A 17,699-nucleotide genomic window follows, 5' to 3' on the forward strand; every position below is an offset into this window, starting at 1 on the left:
GTAGGGCCCAATGAATTTAAATTAGAGTTGTTCTGATGCAAGTTCTCTTTCTTCTGGTACGTAGTAAAGAGTAAAACCAGCAAAGATAAGATTTGGATCTCTGATCATATCAGAGTTGTTTTCCCAAATACTTCTCCATTTCTTGAATGTTCCATATTTTTCATTTGAAATTGAAGCTAGAGTGTCACCAGACTTGATTAGGTGTGGTAGTCCCTTTGGATTCCATACAAAATTTCCTGGAGTATATCTGATTTTATCACCAACTTGAACACCATCAGCTAGAACATCTTGGTTATTAGCTTGTAGCTCTCTCCACTTTCTATAGTCGCCGTAAAGTTTAAATGAGATCCACATTAGAGTTTCTCCCTTTTGTACTTCATAAACTTCACTTTCAGTAATTACTGGAGCAGAAGAATCAACCATTTCATCTTTCAGTGGTTCACTTGTTTCTACACCAACGATTTCAGTATCAGCTGCATCTGTTGCCATTTCGTCTTTTGCGTCGGCATCAACTACGAAATCAGCGTCGTCGATCACTAGTTCTTCACTTGTATTATTTGATGCCATCTCATCTTGTTTTACTTTTTTATTCGAACAAGATGCACCACCAAAAGCGATTGATATAAGTAGAAGCAGTTTAATTATTTTATTCATTTCTCCCCCCTGGGTTTCACTAACTTTTATAGTCTATCGGATTACAATTTTTTTTCATTAATTTTTTGATAAGTAGACTTAAATTATATAATAAGATAAAATCTTATTTATGCTAAGTAGGATTTTAATTCCGTTATTCATACTAATTTTGTCGACTAATTGTTTTTCACAATCAGTTGTAGATAGCTTTTCTGATAGCTCTAATGTCGATGAACGCACATATGACTTAGCAGTTGAAACAATCATGAATGTTTCTGAGAGTAGACGTATATTTCTGATTACAAATAATCAAGACAGTTATGCAAGAGGAGACTTTATTACAATTCTTCTCGAGCAAAAGCCTATCGCTCGCGGTTTAGTTGCAAAATTAAATGCTCAAATTTCTGCTGTTAAGATTACAAAGATTTATTCACTTGAACTTTTCAATTCTCTACGTAGTTCAATGGAAGTACAAATCTTAAGAGGCGATGATAGTTTTTATCGTTTGAAGAAAGATGAAAAGAAAGAAGAAGAGTTTCAAATTGAAAGTGAAGAAGATCTTTTTGATGAAGCAACAATTCTCGATGCAGATATGAATGCAGAACAAAACAATAAGCAAGTTATTAAAAATGACAACTTAGTCTCTTTTGGTCTAGGTCTCGTTGATGGTTATGACGAAGGTCAAAATGAAGCCAAAAATCAACAGATCAATTTCAGTTATTCTTATCAAATTGATTCAAATATATGGGCTGAGTTTTATTATGGTCAGCACACAATAAAAGAATACCCTACTTCTGGTATTGATACTGCGATTCAAAACTTTGCCTTGAGGGCAAAGTATGCAATCAAGGGTCCATTCTATACCGTTTTTATGCCTTATTTTGGTTATCAAATTATTGTACCTGACTCACCAGGTGCGGGATCAAACGAAGATGAAGAGATCGCAGCACTGGAATTAAAAAGATTCGAAGAACTCAAAGAGAGCAAGCCAATTGCTGGGGTGACAATGCTTAAGCGTCTTGTACCCGGGTGGTTTGTAAAAGCTGAGGTTGGAACTGATATTCTAAACGTAGGACTTACTCTTGAATTTTAAACAACTCATTTTTTTATCTTTTCTTCTCTCCTTTGTATCTTGTGGAGTTAAGGCTCCTCCAATGCCGGAAGAAAGTTCAGTTATTCCTTCTTACTTAGAGTTAAACAAGACTAAACTCACTCCAACCGAAGTTATTGATGCAGAGGATGAGCAGCAAGCAGAAGATAGTAATTAATGTCCAAGCTTGTTTTAGGCCTTGGCTCGAATCAGGGTAATTCTCGAGAAATTCTCAAAGACGCCATTTCATCACTTGATAAGAAGTTTGGACCATACAGCGAAATCAGCAAACTTTTCCAATCCGAGTCTTTTGGACATATCCCTCAGCCTGATTATTTGAATCTGTGTGTTGTTTACGAAGTTAACAATAAGTCACCTCATGACTGCTTACAGTTATGCCAGCAAACAGAGTTAAGTCTTGGTCGTGTTCGTCTTGAAAAATGGGGACCTCGCACAATTGATATCGATATATTATTCTTTGACGATATTGTTTTAGAGGATACAGATTTAATATTACCACATCCACATATCAACGACAGAAGCTTTGTTGTTGAGCCTTTATCTCAGCTATCTATTTTTTCAAATCTTAAATTATTTTATCATTTCAATGACACGTTCACGACAAAAAGTACTTGTATCGGTTTTCTCTAACTTTTTTCCCGATTTCCTTTTTTACTGTTTGAAGTATTATATATACAATTAATATTCACAGGAACTACCTATGCTTAATTTCGATCTTACAGATGAACAAAAAGAAATTCGTGAACTCGCTATGAAATTCGCTCGCAACGAGATGATGCCCAAAGCAATGGAATATGATGAGAAGGCTGAGATGCCCATGGATATTCTGACAAAAGCGTGGGAACTTGGTCTAGTGAACACTTGTATTCCTGAGCAATTTGGAGGCAATGGTTTTGGCGCAGTTGATTCAATGGTCATTACAGAGGCGCTTGCTTATGGTTGTCTCGGTATGAATACAGCAATCATGGCAAACGATCTTGCACTCTTGCCGATTGTTATCGGTGGAAGTGATGAACAGAAAGAAAGATTTCTAAGACCATTTACTGAATCATATAAGCTTGCTGCATTCTGCCTTACTGAACCAGGCAATGGTTCTGACGCTGCAGGAATTAAAACGACGATTAAAGATGCTGGTGACCATTACGTTGTTAATGGCAATAAGATGTGGATTACAAATGCCGGCTATGCTGACCTTTTTGTTGTCTATGGTACATATGATTCATCGTTAAAACACAAAGGTATTTCAGCAATTGTTATTGATGGAAAGACAGCCGGTATCGAACTTGGTGCCAAAGAAAATAAGATGGGGCATCGTTGCTCAGATACTCGTGCTGTAACTTTTAATAACGTTAAAGTTCCTAAAGAAAATTTACTTGGAATGCTTGGTGAAGGTTGGAAAATTGCAATGGCAACTTTAAATCACTCACGTCCAATGGTTGCTTCAAGCGCTGTTGGAGGTGCTCAAGCATCGCTCGATCATGCTGTAAAATACGCCCTTGAGAGAGTTCAGTTTGGCACACCGCTAGCAAAACACCAAGCAATTCAAATAATGATCGCAGATATGGCGATGGAGATTGAAGCATCGAGGTTACTTGTGCTAAAATCTGCTTGGCATCTTGATCAAGGACATCCAAATCCTGAATTATCTTCATATGCCAAGGCAAAAGCTGCTGACATGTTTATGTCTGTTGCAACAGATGCTGTGCAAGTTTTTGGTGGTTACGGCTACAGCAAAGAATATCCAGTAGAGAAATTAATGAGAGATGCAAAGCTAATTCAAATCTATGAAGGCACATCTCAAATACAAAGATTAGTTATAGCAAAAGAAATTTTTTCAAGGAGTCAAAATTGAACATCTTCGTATGTATTAAACAAGTTCCTGACACTGAAACTAAGGTTACGCCTAATGGTGACGGGTCTTACATTGAAACAAACTCAATCAAGTGGATTATGAATCCGTATGATGAATTCGCAGTAGAGCAAGCTCTATTAACTAAAGCAGCAAATGCTGGAGCAACTGTTACAGTAGTAAGAGTTGGTGGTGTTAAAGACACTGAAGCTCTAAGAACAGCTCTTGCAATGGGTGCTGATGAAGCAATTCTTGTTGAAGCTTCTGATAACCTAGATTCTTATGCTACGGCTAAAGCAATTAAAGGTGCTATTGAGAAATCTGGAAAGTCAGCTGATGTTATCTTCACTGGTAAACAAGCGATCGATGATGACTGTCTTCAAGTTCCACAACTTGTAGCACAAATGCTAGGTCTTCCATCTGTATCTGTTGTTGTTGGTTGTGAAGAAGCTGGTGGAAAGTATACACTTAAAAGAGAAGTTGAAGGTGGAGCACTAGAAGTTTACGAAGTGACTTCTCCAGCTCTAATTGCTTGTAACAAAGGATTAAATTCTCCTCGTTACGCATCTCTTCCAGGAATTATGAAAGCAAAGAAAAAGCCACTTGCTCAGTACTCACTTGGTGATGTTGGTGTTTCTGATTCTGATGTAAGAGTTAAATACTCTAACTTCCAACTTCCTCCAGAAAAACCAGCTGGGAAAAAGTTTGAAGCAATGGACGAAGCTGTTCAGGCATCTGTTGTTGCAGATGTTGTTAAGCTTTTAAGAGAAGAAGCAAAAGTAATCTAATTAATTTTTTTAGGAGATAATATAATGGCAAAAGTATTAGTATTTGCTGAAGCAAACGGTGATACAGTTAAGTCTGTAACATTCGAAATTTTAGGAAAACTAGCAGGTCACACAGTTGACGTTGCTCTAGTTGGTAATATGGGAGCGAACGCTGTTTCTGACCTTGCAAAGTTTGGTGCAGCCAATGTTCATAACCTTAAAGGTGCAAACCTTGATAACTACTCACCAGAAGGTTACGCTAATGCGCTTAAAGAGTTTATTGGTGATAAGTACGACTATGTATTTGCAGGATCTACTTCTTTGGCAAAAGATTTAATGCCAAGACTTGCTGGTATGTTCGACGCTGGTATGGCTTCTGAAGTAACAAACTTTGTTATGGACGGTGATGCTTTCGCTGGAACAAGACCACTATTCGCTGGTAAAGTTCTTGCAAAAGTTGAACTAACAGGTCCTAAGCCACACTTTGTAACAGTTAGACCAAATTCACTTGGACTTCCAGAAAATCCAACTGCTGGTGCTGGTGCAGCTACTGAAGTTGCAGCAAATGCAGGTGAAATTAGAGCAGCAATTAAAGAAATCATTAAAGGTGCTTCAGAAAAGCTTGACCTTACAGAAGCAAATATTATTGTTTCTGGTGGTAGAGCAATGAAAGAAGCTGCTAACTTCAAGATTCTTGAAGAGCTTGCTGAAGTTCTTGGTGCAACAGTTGGTGCTTCAAGAGCAGCTGTTGATTCAGGATATGCTCCTCACTCAATGCAAGTTGGACAAACAGGTAAAACAGTTTCTCCATCACTTTATATTGCTTGTGGTATTTCTGGTGCAATTCAGCACTTAGCTGGTATGAGAACTTCAAAGGTTATCGTTGCGATTAATACTGATCCAGATGCGCCAATCTTTACAAAAGCTGATTACGGAATCGTTGGGGATCTTTTCCAAATCGTTCCACTTCTTAAAGAAGAATTCAAAAAAGTTCTATAATAAATCGAAGGGGATCTTATTGGTCCCCTTCTTTTTTCATCCCAACTATATATGAATTTATTTTTCCATGGCGATCTATATCCCCTGGTGAGATATGCACAATTCGATAGTAAATTTTTATTTTAATCTCTTTTCCTTGCATTTTTATTAAACGAAACTTATCTCCCGCAGTGAGTAGCTTTACATTCAAATCTGACATCTTTAAACCAAGCCCACTGTCAGAAATATCTAATAATTCAAAACTAAATCTTGATTTCCCTAGTGTGTTTGCTTGTACTTTTTCAAACAATACATTCTGACTATCATCTACTTTTGTTCTCTTGCTTTGTCGATTTTCAATTAGCTTAATTCGATCAGGTAATTCAATTACAACGAATTCTTTCGTCTCTCTTTTCATCTTCCCTTTAATGAGCATTGATCTCGTCATAAACTTTAAATAGACTGGAAGATGCTCTTTGAATGATTTAAGTTTTTTGACTTTAGATAGAATAATACTATTTGCATCTTCATTGTGCTCAAGGATGAAACCATTATGTATTATTTTTTGGGCCTCAGTTGCTTGCCATATAATAATATTCTCTAGCTTTATAAGAGCTCTATCTAATACTTCTTTAATCGCTAGCCTGTCTTCTTCCCACTTAAAATTTTCCATGCTGTATTATCACACAGAATTTATTTATTGGCCCGAGGTCGTAAATTAATTTTTATTAATTGATATAAGAAAAGCACCCAATGGGTGCTCATATTAGAAACTGAAACCTTGTCTTGATACTTCTGTTACAAAATTTTCTTCACCTTCTATTGACTCAACTTGGTATTCTTCTTCGATTTGCTCTCTAAGTTCAGCTTCTACTTCTTCTTCAACTTGTGCTTTGTAGCTTGCATCGATTGAGTTTGCATTCTTTCTTTCGCTAACAGCTGCTTCTTGTTGATTTGTTACTTCTGTTACTTTTACGCTATCTACTTCTGCTTCTCTTTCTTCTTTCAGTCTTTCTACTTGGTATGCTTCTTCTCTAAGTCTATCCATTTCAGAGTCTGTTACAAAGTTTAGTAGTGCACCTTGAAGTGGACCAGTTGCAAATCTAATTCTGTAAGAATCTTTACCGTTGTTAGTTACAAGTCCAGTTGACTCTTGCCCATCAACTTCTACTGTAAAGTTTCCAGCATCTTGAAGTTGGATATCAGAGATTGCAAAAGAAACTTCTTTACCTTCTTTATTTGATACTGAGAATGATAGACCTTGAACAGCCTTGTTTCCAATCGCTACTTCACCGTTAACAAAATCAGATCCAACAATTACTGTGCTTCCAAGAGTTGGAATCATCGCTCTTTCAAGAGTTAAATCAACAAGACCTTCTTGTTCAGTATATACTTCTTCCGCTTTTACTTCTTCTGATTCAACAACTTCTGAAGTTGCTACAACTGCTTTATTTACTCTTCTTGCTTCAATTAGTTCATAACCTTTTCCGTATGATCTAAAGATAGCGATATTATTTCCAGCTTCGTGTAAAAATGAAATATCAAATAGATACTTATTATTGTCGTTAATTCTAATTTGACTTGTTCTAAAAAGTTCAAAGTTTACGATTCTTGCTTTATCACCATCATTAATATCTAAAACAGTTTCACCATTCTCATCTTCGATTCTAATGATTTCCCACTTTCCATTAATCGTTGCAGAGTTAAACTCATTAACTGGAAGGTAGTGAATTGCTTTTTGCTTTTTAACTGCAGAAGCTACAACTCTGTCTTTCGACTCATCTAATCTCTTAGAAAACTTAATTTCAGAATCCTTCATATATGATGTATCCGTAACTTTCATGCTCTGGTAGATTCCACCAAAAACCATAAATGATCCTGATACGAATGCTGCTAAAGTTGCTTTTTGAATTAAGTTTGTTGCTTTCATGATCATAACCTCTAAGTGTGTATGTGATATATGTTGCAACGCGCGTGCCAAACTGAATCATGCTCAGCCAGAGGTTTTTTATGTATTTTGTTAACTAAGGCATTGAATTTACGTTGAGGGGTATTCTAAGTACTGTATAAAATATAACACTGTCGAAAAAATCTACAGTTTTTGAAGATATGACTTACAGAATTTTTCTTGGCTAACACCGAACATATCCTTAAAGATCTGAGCAACAAGATAATAGTTCGCAGCTCCAACAAGCCCTGCTACAAGGTCATTAGGGTCAGTAGTTACTGGCTTTTCTTCAATTGGTGGTATGAACGTGTCAGAAAATTTCACTTCGTACATAATATTTGCAGCAACATCAACTCCAAGTGTAAGTGCAAGGAATGCTTGATATTTTGCTGGCGCTAGGATGTTTGAACACTGATGGAACGCGGCCATAAAGCCTAAACCTAAAATCCAGTTTGATCCGTGCATTTCGTACCAAGATTGGTCGCGCTTATATTCTCGATCCTTGTAAATTGTTGAATATGCGATTAAGCCAGTTGCTGGAATAGTGCCCATTCCTCCAAAGCACATAGCTGCTGCCTTACCGCGACTCTTGATCGGTGTTTCCTTGATTGTATATTTACTAAATAATTTCTTATATTTAGCTAACGATTCCTGGTTAACAGCCTTGATTGAGCTACAATATCCCGCTAGGAACTTATCTTTTTGCAATTTTGGCAGGTCCGGTTTTCTTGAATAATACCTATTCCCTTGGTGTTCCTTACCTGATGGGTAAACTTTAGTGCTGGTCACCTCTGGATCGATAATATGAAGAGTTCCATTTTCATCTTTAACTTTCAGTACTGAATAACCAGTAAATAGCTCTTCATACGAGACTTCCCCATATAGTGAATAACCATCTGTAATTACATATGAGTTTGTCTTATTGTCTAGTGATTTTACATCCACACTATCGAATGATTCTTTAATGCGTGCGTCTATATTTTCTGATTTAGTTGGCTTTAGTATGTCTATAACTGAATTATAGCAACTTACGGTCTTATCTTTTAAGCTCGCAGGTGTACGTTTTGTAGCTGATTCAAAAGTTGAACATGAAGTTAGTAATATAAATAATGTGATCAGTGAGGATTTATACATCAGCTAGCTTATCGGAACAAACTAGCTGATCTAAAATAATATTAGTCTAGAGTTAGTGTTTTTTGCTCGTAATCTGAGTGGCTTGCTCTAAAACGTTTAAGAGCGATAACTACTAGTTCATCAAGACTTTGACCTGTTTTTTCTACCATTGTTTCAAATGCAGTAACAACATCTGCTTCGATCTTTACTTTTAGTTCTTTTAATTCACCTTGATTGTGCACTTGTCCCTTCATAATTTCTCCTAATTTATTTCACAACTTTAATCGCACTTTTTTTTCTTAAACCTACAAGGCCTTTTGTTATTTCAAACTCAAAAAGGTCTGTATGCTTATATACATCTTCTACCTTAGAATATTCAACAAGAGTTTTTAATATAGCAAACTCAGTTGAGTCAGGCTTCTCTCCATCGTTTATGTAAGATGGATTAATCATCAACCTTAAAGAGCTCGGTGGACGTAATTTCTTCGCCTCTAAGTGCTCTTGGTAAAGCTGACTTGAACGAGATTTTAGTTCGTTCACCTTTAAACTAAACTCAATATCACTCTCGTTTACAATTTCAGGTTCAACAACTAAACGATAGTCTACCAAACTTTCGAGATCGGCGATCAACAATGAAATTAGTGCTGTAACACCAGTTTTCTTTGCAAATTGAGAACTAACAACGTCGCCATCTTTAAGAAATATAACTCCTAAAAATTGGCCATCACTAGCTTTTAAAACATTAATCCTTCCAGTAAATCCGAAAGAACTCTGTTCTTCTATCGTTTCTAAAACAGACATTATTTTCCTAGAATTTTTGAAAAGAACCCTTTCTTTTCTGGTGAAGTTAGCTCAATAAGCTTCTTCGCAATCGAAGTATAAGCGTTCCATACCGGTCTACCTTCATAGCTATTATTCGCCATATAAGGAGCTCCATTATCACAACTCTCTCTTAGTGCGATTTCCATTGGAATATCACCTAAGAAGTTTGTTTCTAGTTCTTTTGCAACCTTTGATACCCCACCATTTCCGAAAATATAGTATTTTTTCTCAGGCATATCATCTGGAACAAAGTAACTCATGTTTTCTATTAATCCTAAAACTGGAACGTTAACTTGGCCAAACATTTTAAACCCTTTTCTAGAATCTAAAATTGCAACATCTTGAGGAGTCGAGACTCCAACAACACCTGTGATATCAGTCGCCTGAATCATTGAGAGTTGAACATCTCCAGTTCCAGGAGGAAGATCAAGAATCAGATAGTCCAGCTCTCCCCAATCGACATCAAATAAGAATTGGTTCAATACTCCACCCAGCATTGGGCCACGCCAAATAACAGGGTCACCTTCAGCAATGAAAAGTCCGAAACTCATGAACTTAATCCCATTTGATTCTATAGGGGCAATTTTTTTATCATCTGTAGAAATGGGTTTTGCATCTCTCATTCCAAGCAACATTGGAATTGATGGCCCATAAATATCTGCATCAAGTAGTCCGACTTTCTTACCTTGATTTTTAAGAGCAAGTGCGAGGTTCGTTGATACAGTCGACTTTCCTACTCCACCTTTCCCTGAAGAAACAGCGATAATCTGTTTAGCCCCATTAACCTTACGTTTTGAAGGAAGTGGATTACCGTGTCCAACTTTTAGATTAGCTTTCTCAGGAGCCTTTTCAGGTGCTTTCTTCCCAAGTACATCTTGTGAGTTTGTCGATGTCGTCATGATATAGATATTATCTTCGCTAAAGTGTTGTTTTAACTCGTTAATAATTACGCCTTCAAGTACTTTTTTTTGCTCTGGACTAATACCATCTCTCTTATAAGTAATATGAAGTTGACCATTTTTATTTTCAATTTTTTCAATCCTATTTTCTGCGCCAAACGTTTCACCTGTTGCAGGATTTTTGATTGATTCTAATATCTGTCTAATATGCTCCACTAATAGTCTCCAATTTATATTTAGTTCATTGGATATTATTAAATTAAGCACATTCAGGCAATTGGAAGCCTTAAAATTTTGCCTAACTGGATAAATTTTCGAAGACAATAGATAATATAAGGGCATTCCAATAAGGGATATAAAGAAAATGGAGTTTCATTGTGTCCAAACCATACAAAAGGTCAATTTTTATTGTCGATACCAAGTTTCAGTTGAAATTCAGCATCCTCATGAGTTTAGTAATAATTATTTTCAGTAGTTTTTATCCAATGGTGATTTATCAGGCACTTGGAACAATTGGAGAGAAGTTTCCGCAAAGTAAATTGTCTGTGGATGAAATGAAAGACAGCTTACGAATGCTGCTTGTTTTATGGCAGTTAATTTTTGGTCTAGTGATCTTCATTGTTTGCATCATCTTTACACATAAAATTGCTGGCCCTCTTTATAAATTAAAAAAATATCTTACAAACCTTAGAAATGGTTATAGCGAAGGCAAATTATTTTTTAGAAATGGAGACTATTTCCAAGACGTCGCTGACGAAGTGAATACGACTATTGAAACTTTTCAAGATCACTTTAAAGAAGACACCGTTTACATTTCGGAAGCCGCAGCTTACCTAAAAAATCTGAGGCAGACTGTTCCTGATGATAAAAAAGTTGTCATCAATGAAATTGTTAAAAGACTAGAAACGATTGAAGAACGTTTCGAGGAGTTCATCGGTTGAATTTACTAAAGGTTGCCCTGTTTTCACTTTCATTCTCTGCTGCTTTTGCACAGCTTAACAACAATGATATTCAAGCTGCAAAATACATTGCAGAACTTGAACGCAACCTACTACGTAGTAACTTCAAAACTTCTACAATCAATCAAGCTAAACAGTTTGCAAGCAGCTCTAAAACGTTCAAAAGATATCTACCAGAAATCGAACTTATTCAAGAGATCACAAAAGCTAAAAATTTTGATTGTACAAAACTCAAGAGTAATCAAGATAGACCTTGGGGAAATAATCTTACTATTAAAACAAGAAGCTACTGCTATCAGATCCAATTATCTAAATTTTCTAAGCTAAAAAATATCAATGCGGATAAAAAGACATGGATTGCCAATACAATTAAGTTCTTTCTAGAGAATGACCAGTCAACTTTGGTAGACCTGCTAACAAAGCTTAATAGTAAAAGTGACTTGTTCAACCATTTACTAAATGAGACTGTAGAGATCTCGCTAGAAGAAGATATTACTCTTCCACAAAAACTACTTGATCTCATAGATATCAATTCAAAAATCACGAGTTTATTTCAAAAGAAACTTCCACTTTCAAGAAGAAATAAAATTATCCTAACAAAAGAATTCATCAAGCTTGCACGTTCTCTAGCAAACGAGGACACTCCTCCAGCACAGGCTGATTATCTCATATCTTTTCATAATTCTAACAAGCAATTTATATATCCAAAATCTGCTTGGAAGAGAGTGATCATTGCAGGACAAGACCTAAAGGATCGTGGATTTGAAAAACAGGCTTTTAAATTATTTAAGTACGCGATCTCAATTAGCCAAAACAATGACAATCGTAACGATGCTATTTTTCAAGCACTATGGATTTCACTATCTGAAAAGAAATTTAATGATACTCTTGGAATTATCAGTCAACTTAAGCTTGTAGAAGACTTTTCAAGATTAAGTTCAAAGAATAAGTTTTGGATTGCTTATTCACTTTATAAAGAAGGTGAATCTTCAATGTCTCAACATTTGTTTAACCTGCTGATCAAAAACAATCCATTGAATTATTACTCAATCATTGCTCAGAACTATGTACCACATATTGATGAAAAGTTTATGAAAAACAAGTTCAAGTCTCGTAGTCACACTCTACTGAAAATTAAAGATGGCGATCTTGCAAAGTCTGAGTTTAATAATTTGAATGAAATGCTTGTATGGAAAGAACTAAACTATTCATCTAAAGTCGATCGCTTCATTGCACATTTCTCAAGTCTTGAGGCAAATGATTTAATTTCTTCAAAAACATTATTAAATGATTACACAAAAGAAGAACTTGAAGAAGCAAAGCTTTATTTCTTTCTTGATGTCTTTAAAAATAATAATGACTATCTTTCTTCATTCAAATACCTATCTCGTATTATCGATAGTGATGATTACAATTTTAATAATCTAGATATCAGCTCGCTTTTCCCTACAAAGCACTTAACTACAATTAAGAATCATTCGGGTAATATTGATCCATTATTAGTTTTATCTATCATCAGACAAGAGTCTGCTTTCAATGAGAAAGCTCAATCTCATGTAGGCGCGCGTGGCTTAATGCAGTTAATGCCAAGTACAGCGAAGATGATGGGGCGTATCAGAAATAATGACGAGCTCTTCGTTCCTGCACAAAATATAAAATACGGTGTTAAATATCTAAACAAACTACTTAATAGATTTGAAGGAAACCTTATTTTAACTTTAAGTTCTTATAATGCTGGGCCGACTAAGGTTTCAAGATGGGTGAAAAATCGTTTTGTTCATGATGACCCGATTTTTCTTATTGAAGAGATTCCATATAAAGAAACAAGACTTTACGTAAAATTAATTTATAGAAATCTCTTCTTTTATAATCTGTTGGATAATAATTATATCTTCGATAAGAGTTTGAAAAATACTTTTAAAGTTGTTTCAAACTCTACCAAATTATCTAAACGTTAAATCTGAAGTGAATAACGTCACCATCTTTAACAACGTACTCTTTACCTTCCATACGGAGTTTTCCGGCTTCTTTAACTTTACCTTCAGTACCGTATGTGAATAGGTCTTCACAGTGATAAATTTCAGCTTTAATAAATCCTCTTTCAAAATCAGAATGAATTACACCAGCAGCTTCAGGAGCTTTAGCACCTGCTCTAAACGTCCATGCTCTTACTTCTTTAACACCTGCTGTGAAATATGTTCTTAGGCCTAGCATCTCGTATGCTGCCTTTGTTAGAGTTGCAAGACCAGTAGTCTCAATACCAGCAGCTTCCATAAATTCAGCTTTTTCTTCATCTGTATCTAAGCTTGCGATTTCTGACTCAAGCTTTCCACATATTTTCATTGATAAAGAGCCTTCATCTGCTGCGAATTTTTGTACGGCCTTAACATAGTCGTTATCTTCGAAAATTCCTTCTTCATCTACGTTACATAGATAAAGAACTTTTTTCAAAGTGATTAGGTTTAGGTCAGAGATTACATCCATATCTTCTTCAGAAAGACCTAGTGTTCTTGCTGATCTACCTTCTGCAAGTTCTTTTGCAAGTGTTTCAAGAATTGGTTGAGCAACCTTTGCTTTACTCGCTATCTCTTTATTTTGATTTTTCATTAACTTTGGAAGATTTGAAAGTTTTCTTTCAACTACTTCAAGGTCTGCAAGAGCTAGTTCCATGTTAATTGTTTCAATATCATCTACTGGATTAACTTCACCGTGCACGTGAATAACGTTTGAGTCATCAAAGCAACGAACAACGTGAACAATAGCGCTTACTTGTCTGATGTTACCAAGGAACTGATTACCAAGGCCTTCACCTTTAGATGCACCTTTAACAAGTCCTGCAATATCAACAAATTCAACCACAGTTGGAATTAGTTTTTCTGGTCCAATTATGTCTGCAATCTTTTGCATACGTTCATCACTTACGTTTACAATCCCTACGTTTGGTTCGATTGTACAAAATGGAAAGTTTGCAGCTTCAGCGGGTGCAGAAGTAATTGCTTGGAAGATTGTTGATTTACCAACATTTGGAAGTCCTACGATTCCACAATTTAACGCCATTTGGGCCCCTTTATTTCAATAAGTTTTTTTTGTTATATCTTTGAAGAGCAATAGTGAATCCACTTTTCATATAAGTTTCAATTGCTCTTACAGCTTTTTCTAAATATGTATCAATCGCGATAGCATCATCCCCATGATATCTGCCAAGTACCCAATCACTAACACTTCCGTGTTGGGGTCTACCGATGCCCATTCTTAATCTTTTAAAATTTTGATCACCATACTGAGCTGCAATTGACTTTAGTCCATTATGCCCAGCTAGGCCTCCCCCATCTTTGAATGCCACGACACCAAAATTAAGGTCAAGTTCATCATGAATTACGAGAATATCACTCTTATCAATCTTGAAGAAGTTTGCAAAAGGAATGACACATTCACCAGAAAGATTCATGTATGTTTGAGGCTTTAAAAAGTAAATTCTTTCCCCATCAAAATCATACTGGGCGTAAATCCCCTTATTTTTTTCTTTCCAGATTAGTTCATCATAGAATTTCAATTTTTCAAATACGTCCCAACCAATATTATGTCTTGTATGAGAATATTCTGAACCTGGATTTCCCAGGCCAACAATTAGTTTCGCCATTTAAAAACCTCAGATAAATAATGAACTGACCGAGTCGTTATTAAATGTTCTATGAATTGCTTTTGATAAAATATCTGCAACAGAGAGACATGTGATCTTTTCAATGCTCTTTGCTTCTTCTGTCAGTGGAATTGTATTTGTTACAATAATTCTATCGATTGCATCAGAGTTTTTAATTCTCTCAAGTGCTGGACCAGAAAAAACAGGGTGTGTAGCACAAGCAACAACACGACGAGCACCTTTATCTTTTAGCGCCTGGCAGGCTTCAACTAATGTTCCCGCAGTATCGATCATGTCATCGATAATAATACAATCCTTATCTTTAACATCACCGATGATATTCATCGCCTTCGCAATATTCTTCCCTGTGCGCCTCTTGTCGATCATCGCAATGTCTAGGTGACATTTCTTTGCATAATGTCTTACACGTTCAACACCACCAGCATCAGGAGATACGAATACCGTATTATCAGTTAAGAGCTCTTTCTTGATATAGTTCAGTAGTACTGGTGATGCAAAAATATTATCAAAAGGAATATTAAAGAAACCTTGAATCTGTCCTGCATGAAGATCCATCGTAATAACACGAGTTGCTCCCGCAACGGTTAGGATGTCGGCCACAAGCTTCGCTGTAATTGGCGTTCTTGGACTTGCCTTTCTATCTTGTCTTGAATAACCGTAATGTGGAATTACTGCAGTGATTGATTTTGCCGAAGCTCTTTTTAAGGCATCGATCATAATCAATAGTTCCATCAAACTATCATTCACAGGTGGGCATGTAGATTGAATTATAAATACATCTGCACCACGAACATTTTTTTCAATTTCACAGAATACTTCGCCATTAGCAAAACGAACCAATTGAGGATCAACCAGAGGAACATCTAATATAGTGGAGATATCTTTGGAAAGTTTGGGGTTAGAAGATCCCGAAACAAGGACTATTCTATTCACTTGGTCCCCCCAGGAAAAAATGGCTGGGGTGGAAGGACTTGAACCTTCGAATGGCAGAATCAAAATCTGCTGACTTAGCCACTTGTCGACACCCCAACAATGTGAATTATGGAAAAAATATACTCGCAGTTTTCACTTTTGACAAGACTATTTTTACTATAATTGACACAATGACGCACCCAACCTTCGGCCAGAGTACAATAATGATTCCTGAAATATTTTAAACGATGTATTCGATCCATATAATGGCAATGATTTTAGTTTATCACGACCCTCTTCTATACCTGTCCAAATCACATATGTGATATGCCCATCGTATCCCACAAACCAGTTATCAAACCCATTATTGGTAGTCCCTGTTTTCCCAAATATCTTAAATTGCGTAAGTTTATCTTTAACAACACGCCTTATCGTTGTTTTGCTTACGTCTGCAAGTGCCTCGAGTACACTATGTTCAGGCCTAGCACACTCAGTCTGTATCATTTCCCGGTATTTTTGGTTTAGCTCATTGATGCTGATTTCTGTTGTCCCTAGAAGCTGTGCTGGATACTCGGCTAATGGCTTTAACATTTCAGGAAAAATCTTTTCCATCTCTTTTTCAAATGTTTCAAAGCCAACCTTTTCGACCAGTCTAATTAAAGGATTATTGAACGACTCTTGAAGGGCCCTTCTAGCCGTAATCTCCTTTTCTTCAATCTCGTGTGATTCCCTCGGAGCCCAAGTCCCGGACTTCAACTTAAGCACCATTGGCTCCATCGAAACTTGGTCATCCAAGTTAATTCCTAAACCAACGAGTATACTGTAAAGTAGCGGCTTGATTGTACTACCAATCTGTTGCTTCTCATCCTTAATAGCTTTCTCTTTGTTTCGCTCAAATCTATTATAGTAGCTTAAAGTTATATTTTTATTACTTATTAAGAATTTTACCGATAGATCTGTTGATATCTCTTTTTTACTATCGAGAAGTTTTCGAGATTCTAATATTCCTTTGTACTTCAGATACTGCATGTCCGATTTATAATCTTCTGTAGCTAAATATATTGATTCAATATAGTTATCATTCTGAAGCACATTAAGCTTAATAACCCACTCTTCCCACTCTTTATCATTCCACTTAGTTTCAAAACCTCGATTGTACAAATTAAGGTCCTTTAGTTTCGAGTAAATAAAGTCTGCACGGTCACGCAATCGTTTTGTTTGTCTTATTGGATTATAATACGAAGGTCCCTTGAGCATAGACACCATTATCGCTGCTTCATACTGAGATAGAAGCTCAATATCTTTACCAAAGTATGTTAGCGCAGCTGCCTGAATCCCTTTGATATAAATACCATTGATACTACCCCAGAATACTTCATTGAAATAGTTTTCTAATATTGTTGTCTTATCAAATTTGAGTTCAATATAGATCGCAAGAATAGCTTCTTTAACTTTTCTCTTAAACTTCCTTTCATTAGTAAAAAATAGATTCTTCACAAGCTGTTGTGTAAGGGTCGATCCACCTTGAACCAAAGCTCCTGCTTTTATATCTTGTACTATTGCTCTTAATATTGAAACCACATCGATTCCAAAATGATCAAGGAATCGGTAATCTTCAATACCAATAAGACCCCTGCTCAACACATTTGGAATTTTTGAAAATGGAACTTTATATTGAACACAGCGATTACTTTTACAGTCATTTTTTCTAAGGTTAGCGAGGGTAAAATCATTTATTACCTCGAGAGTATTTTTATCTACGAGAGTAAGATTTTTGTTTATTACTTCATCAAACTTTAACTCATTAGAAAAAGCCCTAAATACATTAAAATCAGTTTCCCTAAGTAACGCCCCTTCTTCAAAGTTTATGTCTATAATTTTTTTAGTTATTTCTGTTTCTTTCAGGGAATCACTAACTCCAGACTCCTCGATTATATTTGATATCGCAACACCAACCGCAATAGTTATAATTACAAAAACCACAGAGAATATCTTAACGTATCTTAACACAGTGTTTCACCAACTTTCTTTGACTTCATTGACCTAA

The 17,699-nt window shown here is 36.0% G+C and carries 19 protein-coding genes and 1 tRNA gene; 8 read left to right on the plus strand and 12 right to left on the minus strand.

The window, feature by feature from the left end:
• Positions 1-21 precede the first annotated feature (21 nt).
• Entirely contained in the window at positions 22-654 is a 633-nt protein-coding gene (locus M900_RS17420) for a LysM peptidoglycan-binding domain-containing protein (RefSeq protein ID WP_021276041.1), read from the minus strand.
• Between the two features lie 109 nt (positions 655-763).
• On the opposite strand from M900_RS17420, the gene M900_RS14975 reads away from it, so the two are divergent.
• The 6 genes from M900_RS14975 (at position 764) to M900_RS15000 (ending at position 5,359) form a co-directional block, all read left to right on the plus strand.
• A complete protein-coding gene (locus M900_RS14975) occupies positions 764-1,726 on the plus strand; it encodes a hypothetical protein (protein ID WP_157680693.1) in 963 nt (320 codons plus the stop codon).
• The gene (locus tag M900_RS14980; protein ID WP_034733038.1) at positions 1,716-1,901 is read left to right on the plus strand and encodes a hypothetical protein; all 186 of its coding nucleotides are present in this window, start codon (positions 1,716-1,718) and stop codon (positions 1,899-1,901) included. The genes M900_RS14975 and M900_RS14980 overlap by 11 nt, the downstream gene beginning before the upstream one ends.
• Entirely contained in the window at positions 1,901-2,374 is a 474-nt protein-coding gene (gene folK / locus M900_RS14985) for a 2-amino-4-hydroxy-6-hydroxymethyldihydropteridine diphosphokinase (protein WP_021275681.1), read from the plus strand. Before M900_RS14980 ends, folK begins: the two co-directional genes overlap by 1 nt.
• A gap of 70 nt (positions 2,375-2,444) precedes the next feature.
• Positions 2,445-3,596 (plus strand): acyl-CoA dehydrogenase family protein, encoded by a 1,152-nt coding sequence (locus M900_RS14990; protein WP_021276004.1) that lies wholly within the window; start codon positions 2,445-2,447, stop codon positions 3,594-3,596.
• Positions 3,593-4,381 carry an electron transfer flavoprotein subunit beta/FixA family protein gene (locus tag M900_RS14995; RefSeq protein ID WP_021275875.1) on the plus strand — a complete coding sequence of 263 codons (789 nt, stop codon included), beginning with the start codon at positions 3,593-3,595 and terminating at the stop codon, positions 4,379-4,381. The genes M900_RS14990 and M900_RS14995 overlap by 4 nt, the downstream gene beginning before the upstream one ends.
• A 24-nt stretch (positions 4,382-4,405) precedes the next feature.
• Positions 4,406-5,359: an electron transfer flavoprotein subunit alpha/FixB family protein gene (locus M900_RS15000; RefSeq protein ID WP_021275873.1), complete on the plus strand. Its 954-nt coding sequence runs from the start codon at positions 4,406-4,408 to the stop codon at positions 5,357-5,359.
• Between the two features lie 16 nt (positions 5,360-5,375).
• Here the strand turns inward: M900_RS15000 and M900_RS15005 are convergent, their stop codons facing one another.
• The 6 genes from M900_RS15005 to M900_RS17425 all read right to left on the minus strand — a co-directional run bounded on the left by M900_RS15005 (position 5,376) and on the right by M900_RS17425 (position 10,336).
• Entirely contained in the window at positions 5,376-6,011 is a 636-nt protein-coding gene (locus tag M900_RS15005; RefSeq protein WP_021275883.1) for a PilZ domain-containing protein, read from the minus strand.
• Between the two features lie 93 nt (positions 6,012-6,104).
• A complete protein-coding gene (locus M900_RS15010; protein WP_021275996.1) occupies positions 6,105-7,268 on the minus strand; it encodes a hypothetical protein in 1,164 nt (387 codons plus the stop codon).
• Positions 7,269-7,430: 162 nt separating this feature from the next.
• A complete protein-coding gene (locus tag M900_RS15015; RefSeq protein WP_034733041.1) occupies positions 7,431-8,420 on the minus strand; it encodes a hypothetical protein in 990 nt (329 codons plus the stop codon).
• Positions 8,421-8,461: 41 nt separating this feature from the next.
• Entirely contained in the window at positions 8,462-8,653 is a 192-nt protein-coding gene (locus M900_RS15020; RefSeq protein WP_021275990.1) for a hypothetical protein, read from the minus strand.
• 13 nt (positions 8,654-8,666) lie between these two features.
• Positions 8,667-9,200, minus strand: a complete 534-nt coding sequence (locus M900_RS15025) for a hypothetical protein (protein WP_021275759.1) — start codon at positions 9,198-9,200, stop codon at positions 8,667-8,669.
• The gene (locus M900_RS17425; RefSeq protein ID WP_021275869.1) at positions 9,200-10,336 is read right to left on the minus strand and encodes an Mrp/NBP35 family ATP-binding protein; all 1,137 of its coding nucleotides are present in this window, start codon (positions 10,334-10,336) and stop codon (positions 9,200-9,202) included. Before M900_RS17425 ends, M900_RS15025 begins: the two co-directional genes overlap by 1 nt.
• Before the next feature lie 230 nt (positions 10,337-10,566).
• On the opposite strand from M900_RS17425, the gene M900_RS15035 reads away from it, so the two are divergent.
• Both M900_RS15035 and M900_RS15040 read left to right on the plus strand, forming a co-directional pair.
• Complete coding sequence (locus M900_RS15035; RefSeq protein WP_021275952.1) at positions 10,567-11,061, plus strand: hypothetical protein; 495 nt, start codon at positions 10,567-10,569, stop codon at positions 11,059-11,061.
• Positions 11,058-13,037, plus strand: a complete 1,980-nt coding sequence (locus M900_RS15040; RefSeq protein ID WP_021275720.1) for a lytic transglycosylase domain-containing protein — start codon at positions 11,058-11,060, stop codon at positions 13,035-13,037. The genes M900_RS15035 and M900_RS15040 overlap by 4 nt, the downstream gene beginning before the upstream one ends.
• Here M900_RS15040 and ychF read toward each other — a convergent pair.
• From ychF to M900_RS15065, 5 genes are all read right to left on the minus strand, one after another.
• On the minus strand, positions 13,027-14,136 hold the full coding sequence (gene ychF, locus M900_RS15045; protein ID WP_021276055.1) for a redox-regulated ATPase YchF: 1,110 nt from the start codon (positions 14,134-14,136) through the stop codon (positions 13,027-13,029). The genes M900_RS15040 and ychF overlap by 11 nt on opposite strands.
• Before the next feature lie 10 nt (positions 14,137-14,146).
• Entirely contained in the window at positions 14,147-14,719 is a 573-nt protein-coding gene (pth, locus tag M900_RS15050; protein ID WP_021275752.1) for an aminoacyl-tRNA hydrolase, read from the minus strand.
• Positions 14,720-14,728: 9 nt separating this feature from the next.
• On the minus strand, positions 14,729-15,673 hold the full coding sequence (locus tag M900_RS15055; protein WP_034733045.1) for a ribose-phosphate pyrophosphokinase: 945 nt from the start codon (positions 15,671-15,673) through the stop codon (positions 14,729-14,731).
• Between the two features lie 20 nt (positions 15,674-15,693).
• A tRNA-Gln gene (locus tag M900_RS15060) sits at positions 15,694-15,769 on the minus strand.
• A 60-nt stretch (positions 15,770-15,829) separates the two neighbouring features.
• Positions 15,830-17,662, minus strand: coding sequence for a transglycosylase domain-containing protein (locus tag M900_RS15065; RefSeq protein ID WP_021275968.1), 1,833 nt, complete (start codon positions 17,660-17,662; stop codon positions 15,830-15,832).
• Between the last annotated feature and the right edge of the window lie 37 nt (positions 17,663-17,699).

This window comes from Bacteriovorax sp. Seq25_V, assembly GCF_000447795.1.
In the GTDB taxonomy this organism is placed as follows: domain Bacteria; phylum Bdellovibrionota; class Bacteriovoracia; order Bacteriovoracales; family Bacteriovoracaceae; genus Halobacteriovorax_A.

Coding starts and splice junctions, on each gene's coding strand:
- M900_RS15020 (WP_021275990.1), bottom strand. CDS start 8,653: ATGAAGGGACAAGTGCACAATCAAGGTGAATTAAAAGAACTAAAAGTA.
- M900_RS15015 (WP_034733041.1), bottom strand. CDS start 8,420: ATGTATAAATCCTCACTGATCACATTATTTATATTACTAACTTCATGT.
- ychF (WP_021276055.1), bottom strand. CDS start 14,136: ATGGCGTTAAATTGTGGAATCGTAGGACTTCCAAATGTTGGTAAATCA.
- M900_RS14990 (WP_021276004.1), top strand. CDS start 2,445: ATGCTTAATTTCGATCTTACAGATGAACAAAAAGAAATTCGTGAACTC.
- M900_RS15005 (WP_021275883.1), bottom strand. CDS start 6,011: ATGGAAAATTTTAAGTGGGAAGAAGACAGGCTAGCGATTAAAGAAGTA.
- M900_RS15000 (WP_021275873.1), top strand. CDS start 4,406: ATGGCAAAAGTATTAGTATTTGCTGAAGCAAACGGTGATACAGTTAAG.
- pth (WP_021275752.1), bottom strand. CDS start 14,719: ATGGCGAAACTAATTGTTGGCCTGGGAAATCCAGGTTCAGAATATTCT.
- M900_RS14975 (WP_157680693.1), top strand. CDS start 764: ATGCTAAGTAGGATTTTAATTCCGTTATTCATACTAATTTTGTCGACT.
- folK (WP_021275681.1), top strand. CDS start 1,901: ATGTCCAAGCTTGTTTTAGGCCTTGGCTCGAATCAGGGTAATTCTCGA.
- M900_RS15010 (WP_021275996.1), bottom strand. CDS start 7,268: ATGAAAGCAACAAACTTAATTCAAAAAGCAACTTTAGCAGCATTCGTA.
- M900_RS17420 (WP_021276041.1), bottom strand. CDS start 654: ATGAATAAAATAATTAAACTGCTTCTACTTATATCAATCGCTTTTGGT.
- M900_RS15025 (WP_021275759.1), bottom strand. CDS start 9,200: ATGTCTGTTTTAGAAACGATAGAAGAACAGAGTTCTTTCGGATTTACT.
- M900_RS15035 (WP_021275952.1), top strand. CDS start 10,567: ATGAGTTTAGTAATAATTATTTTCAGTAGTTTTTATCCAATGGTGATT.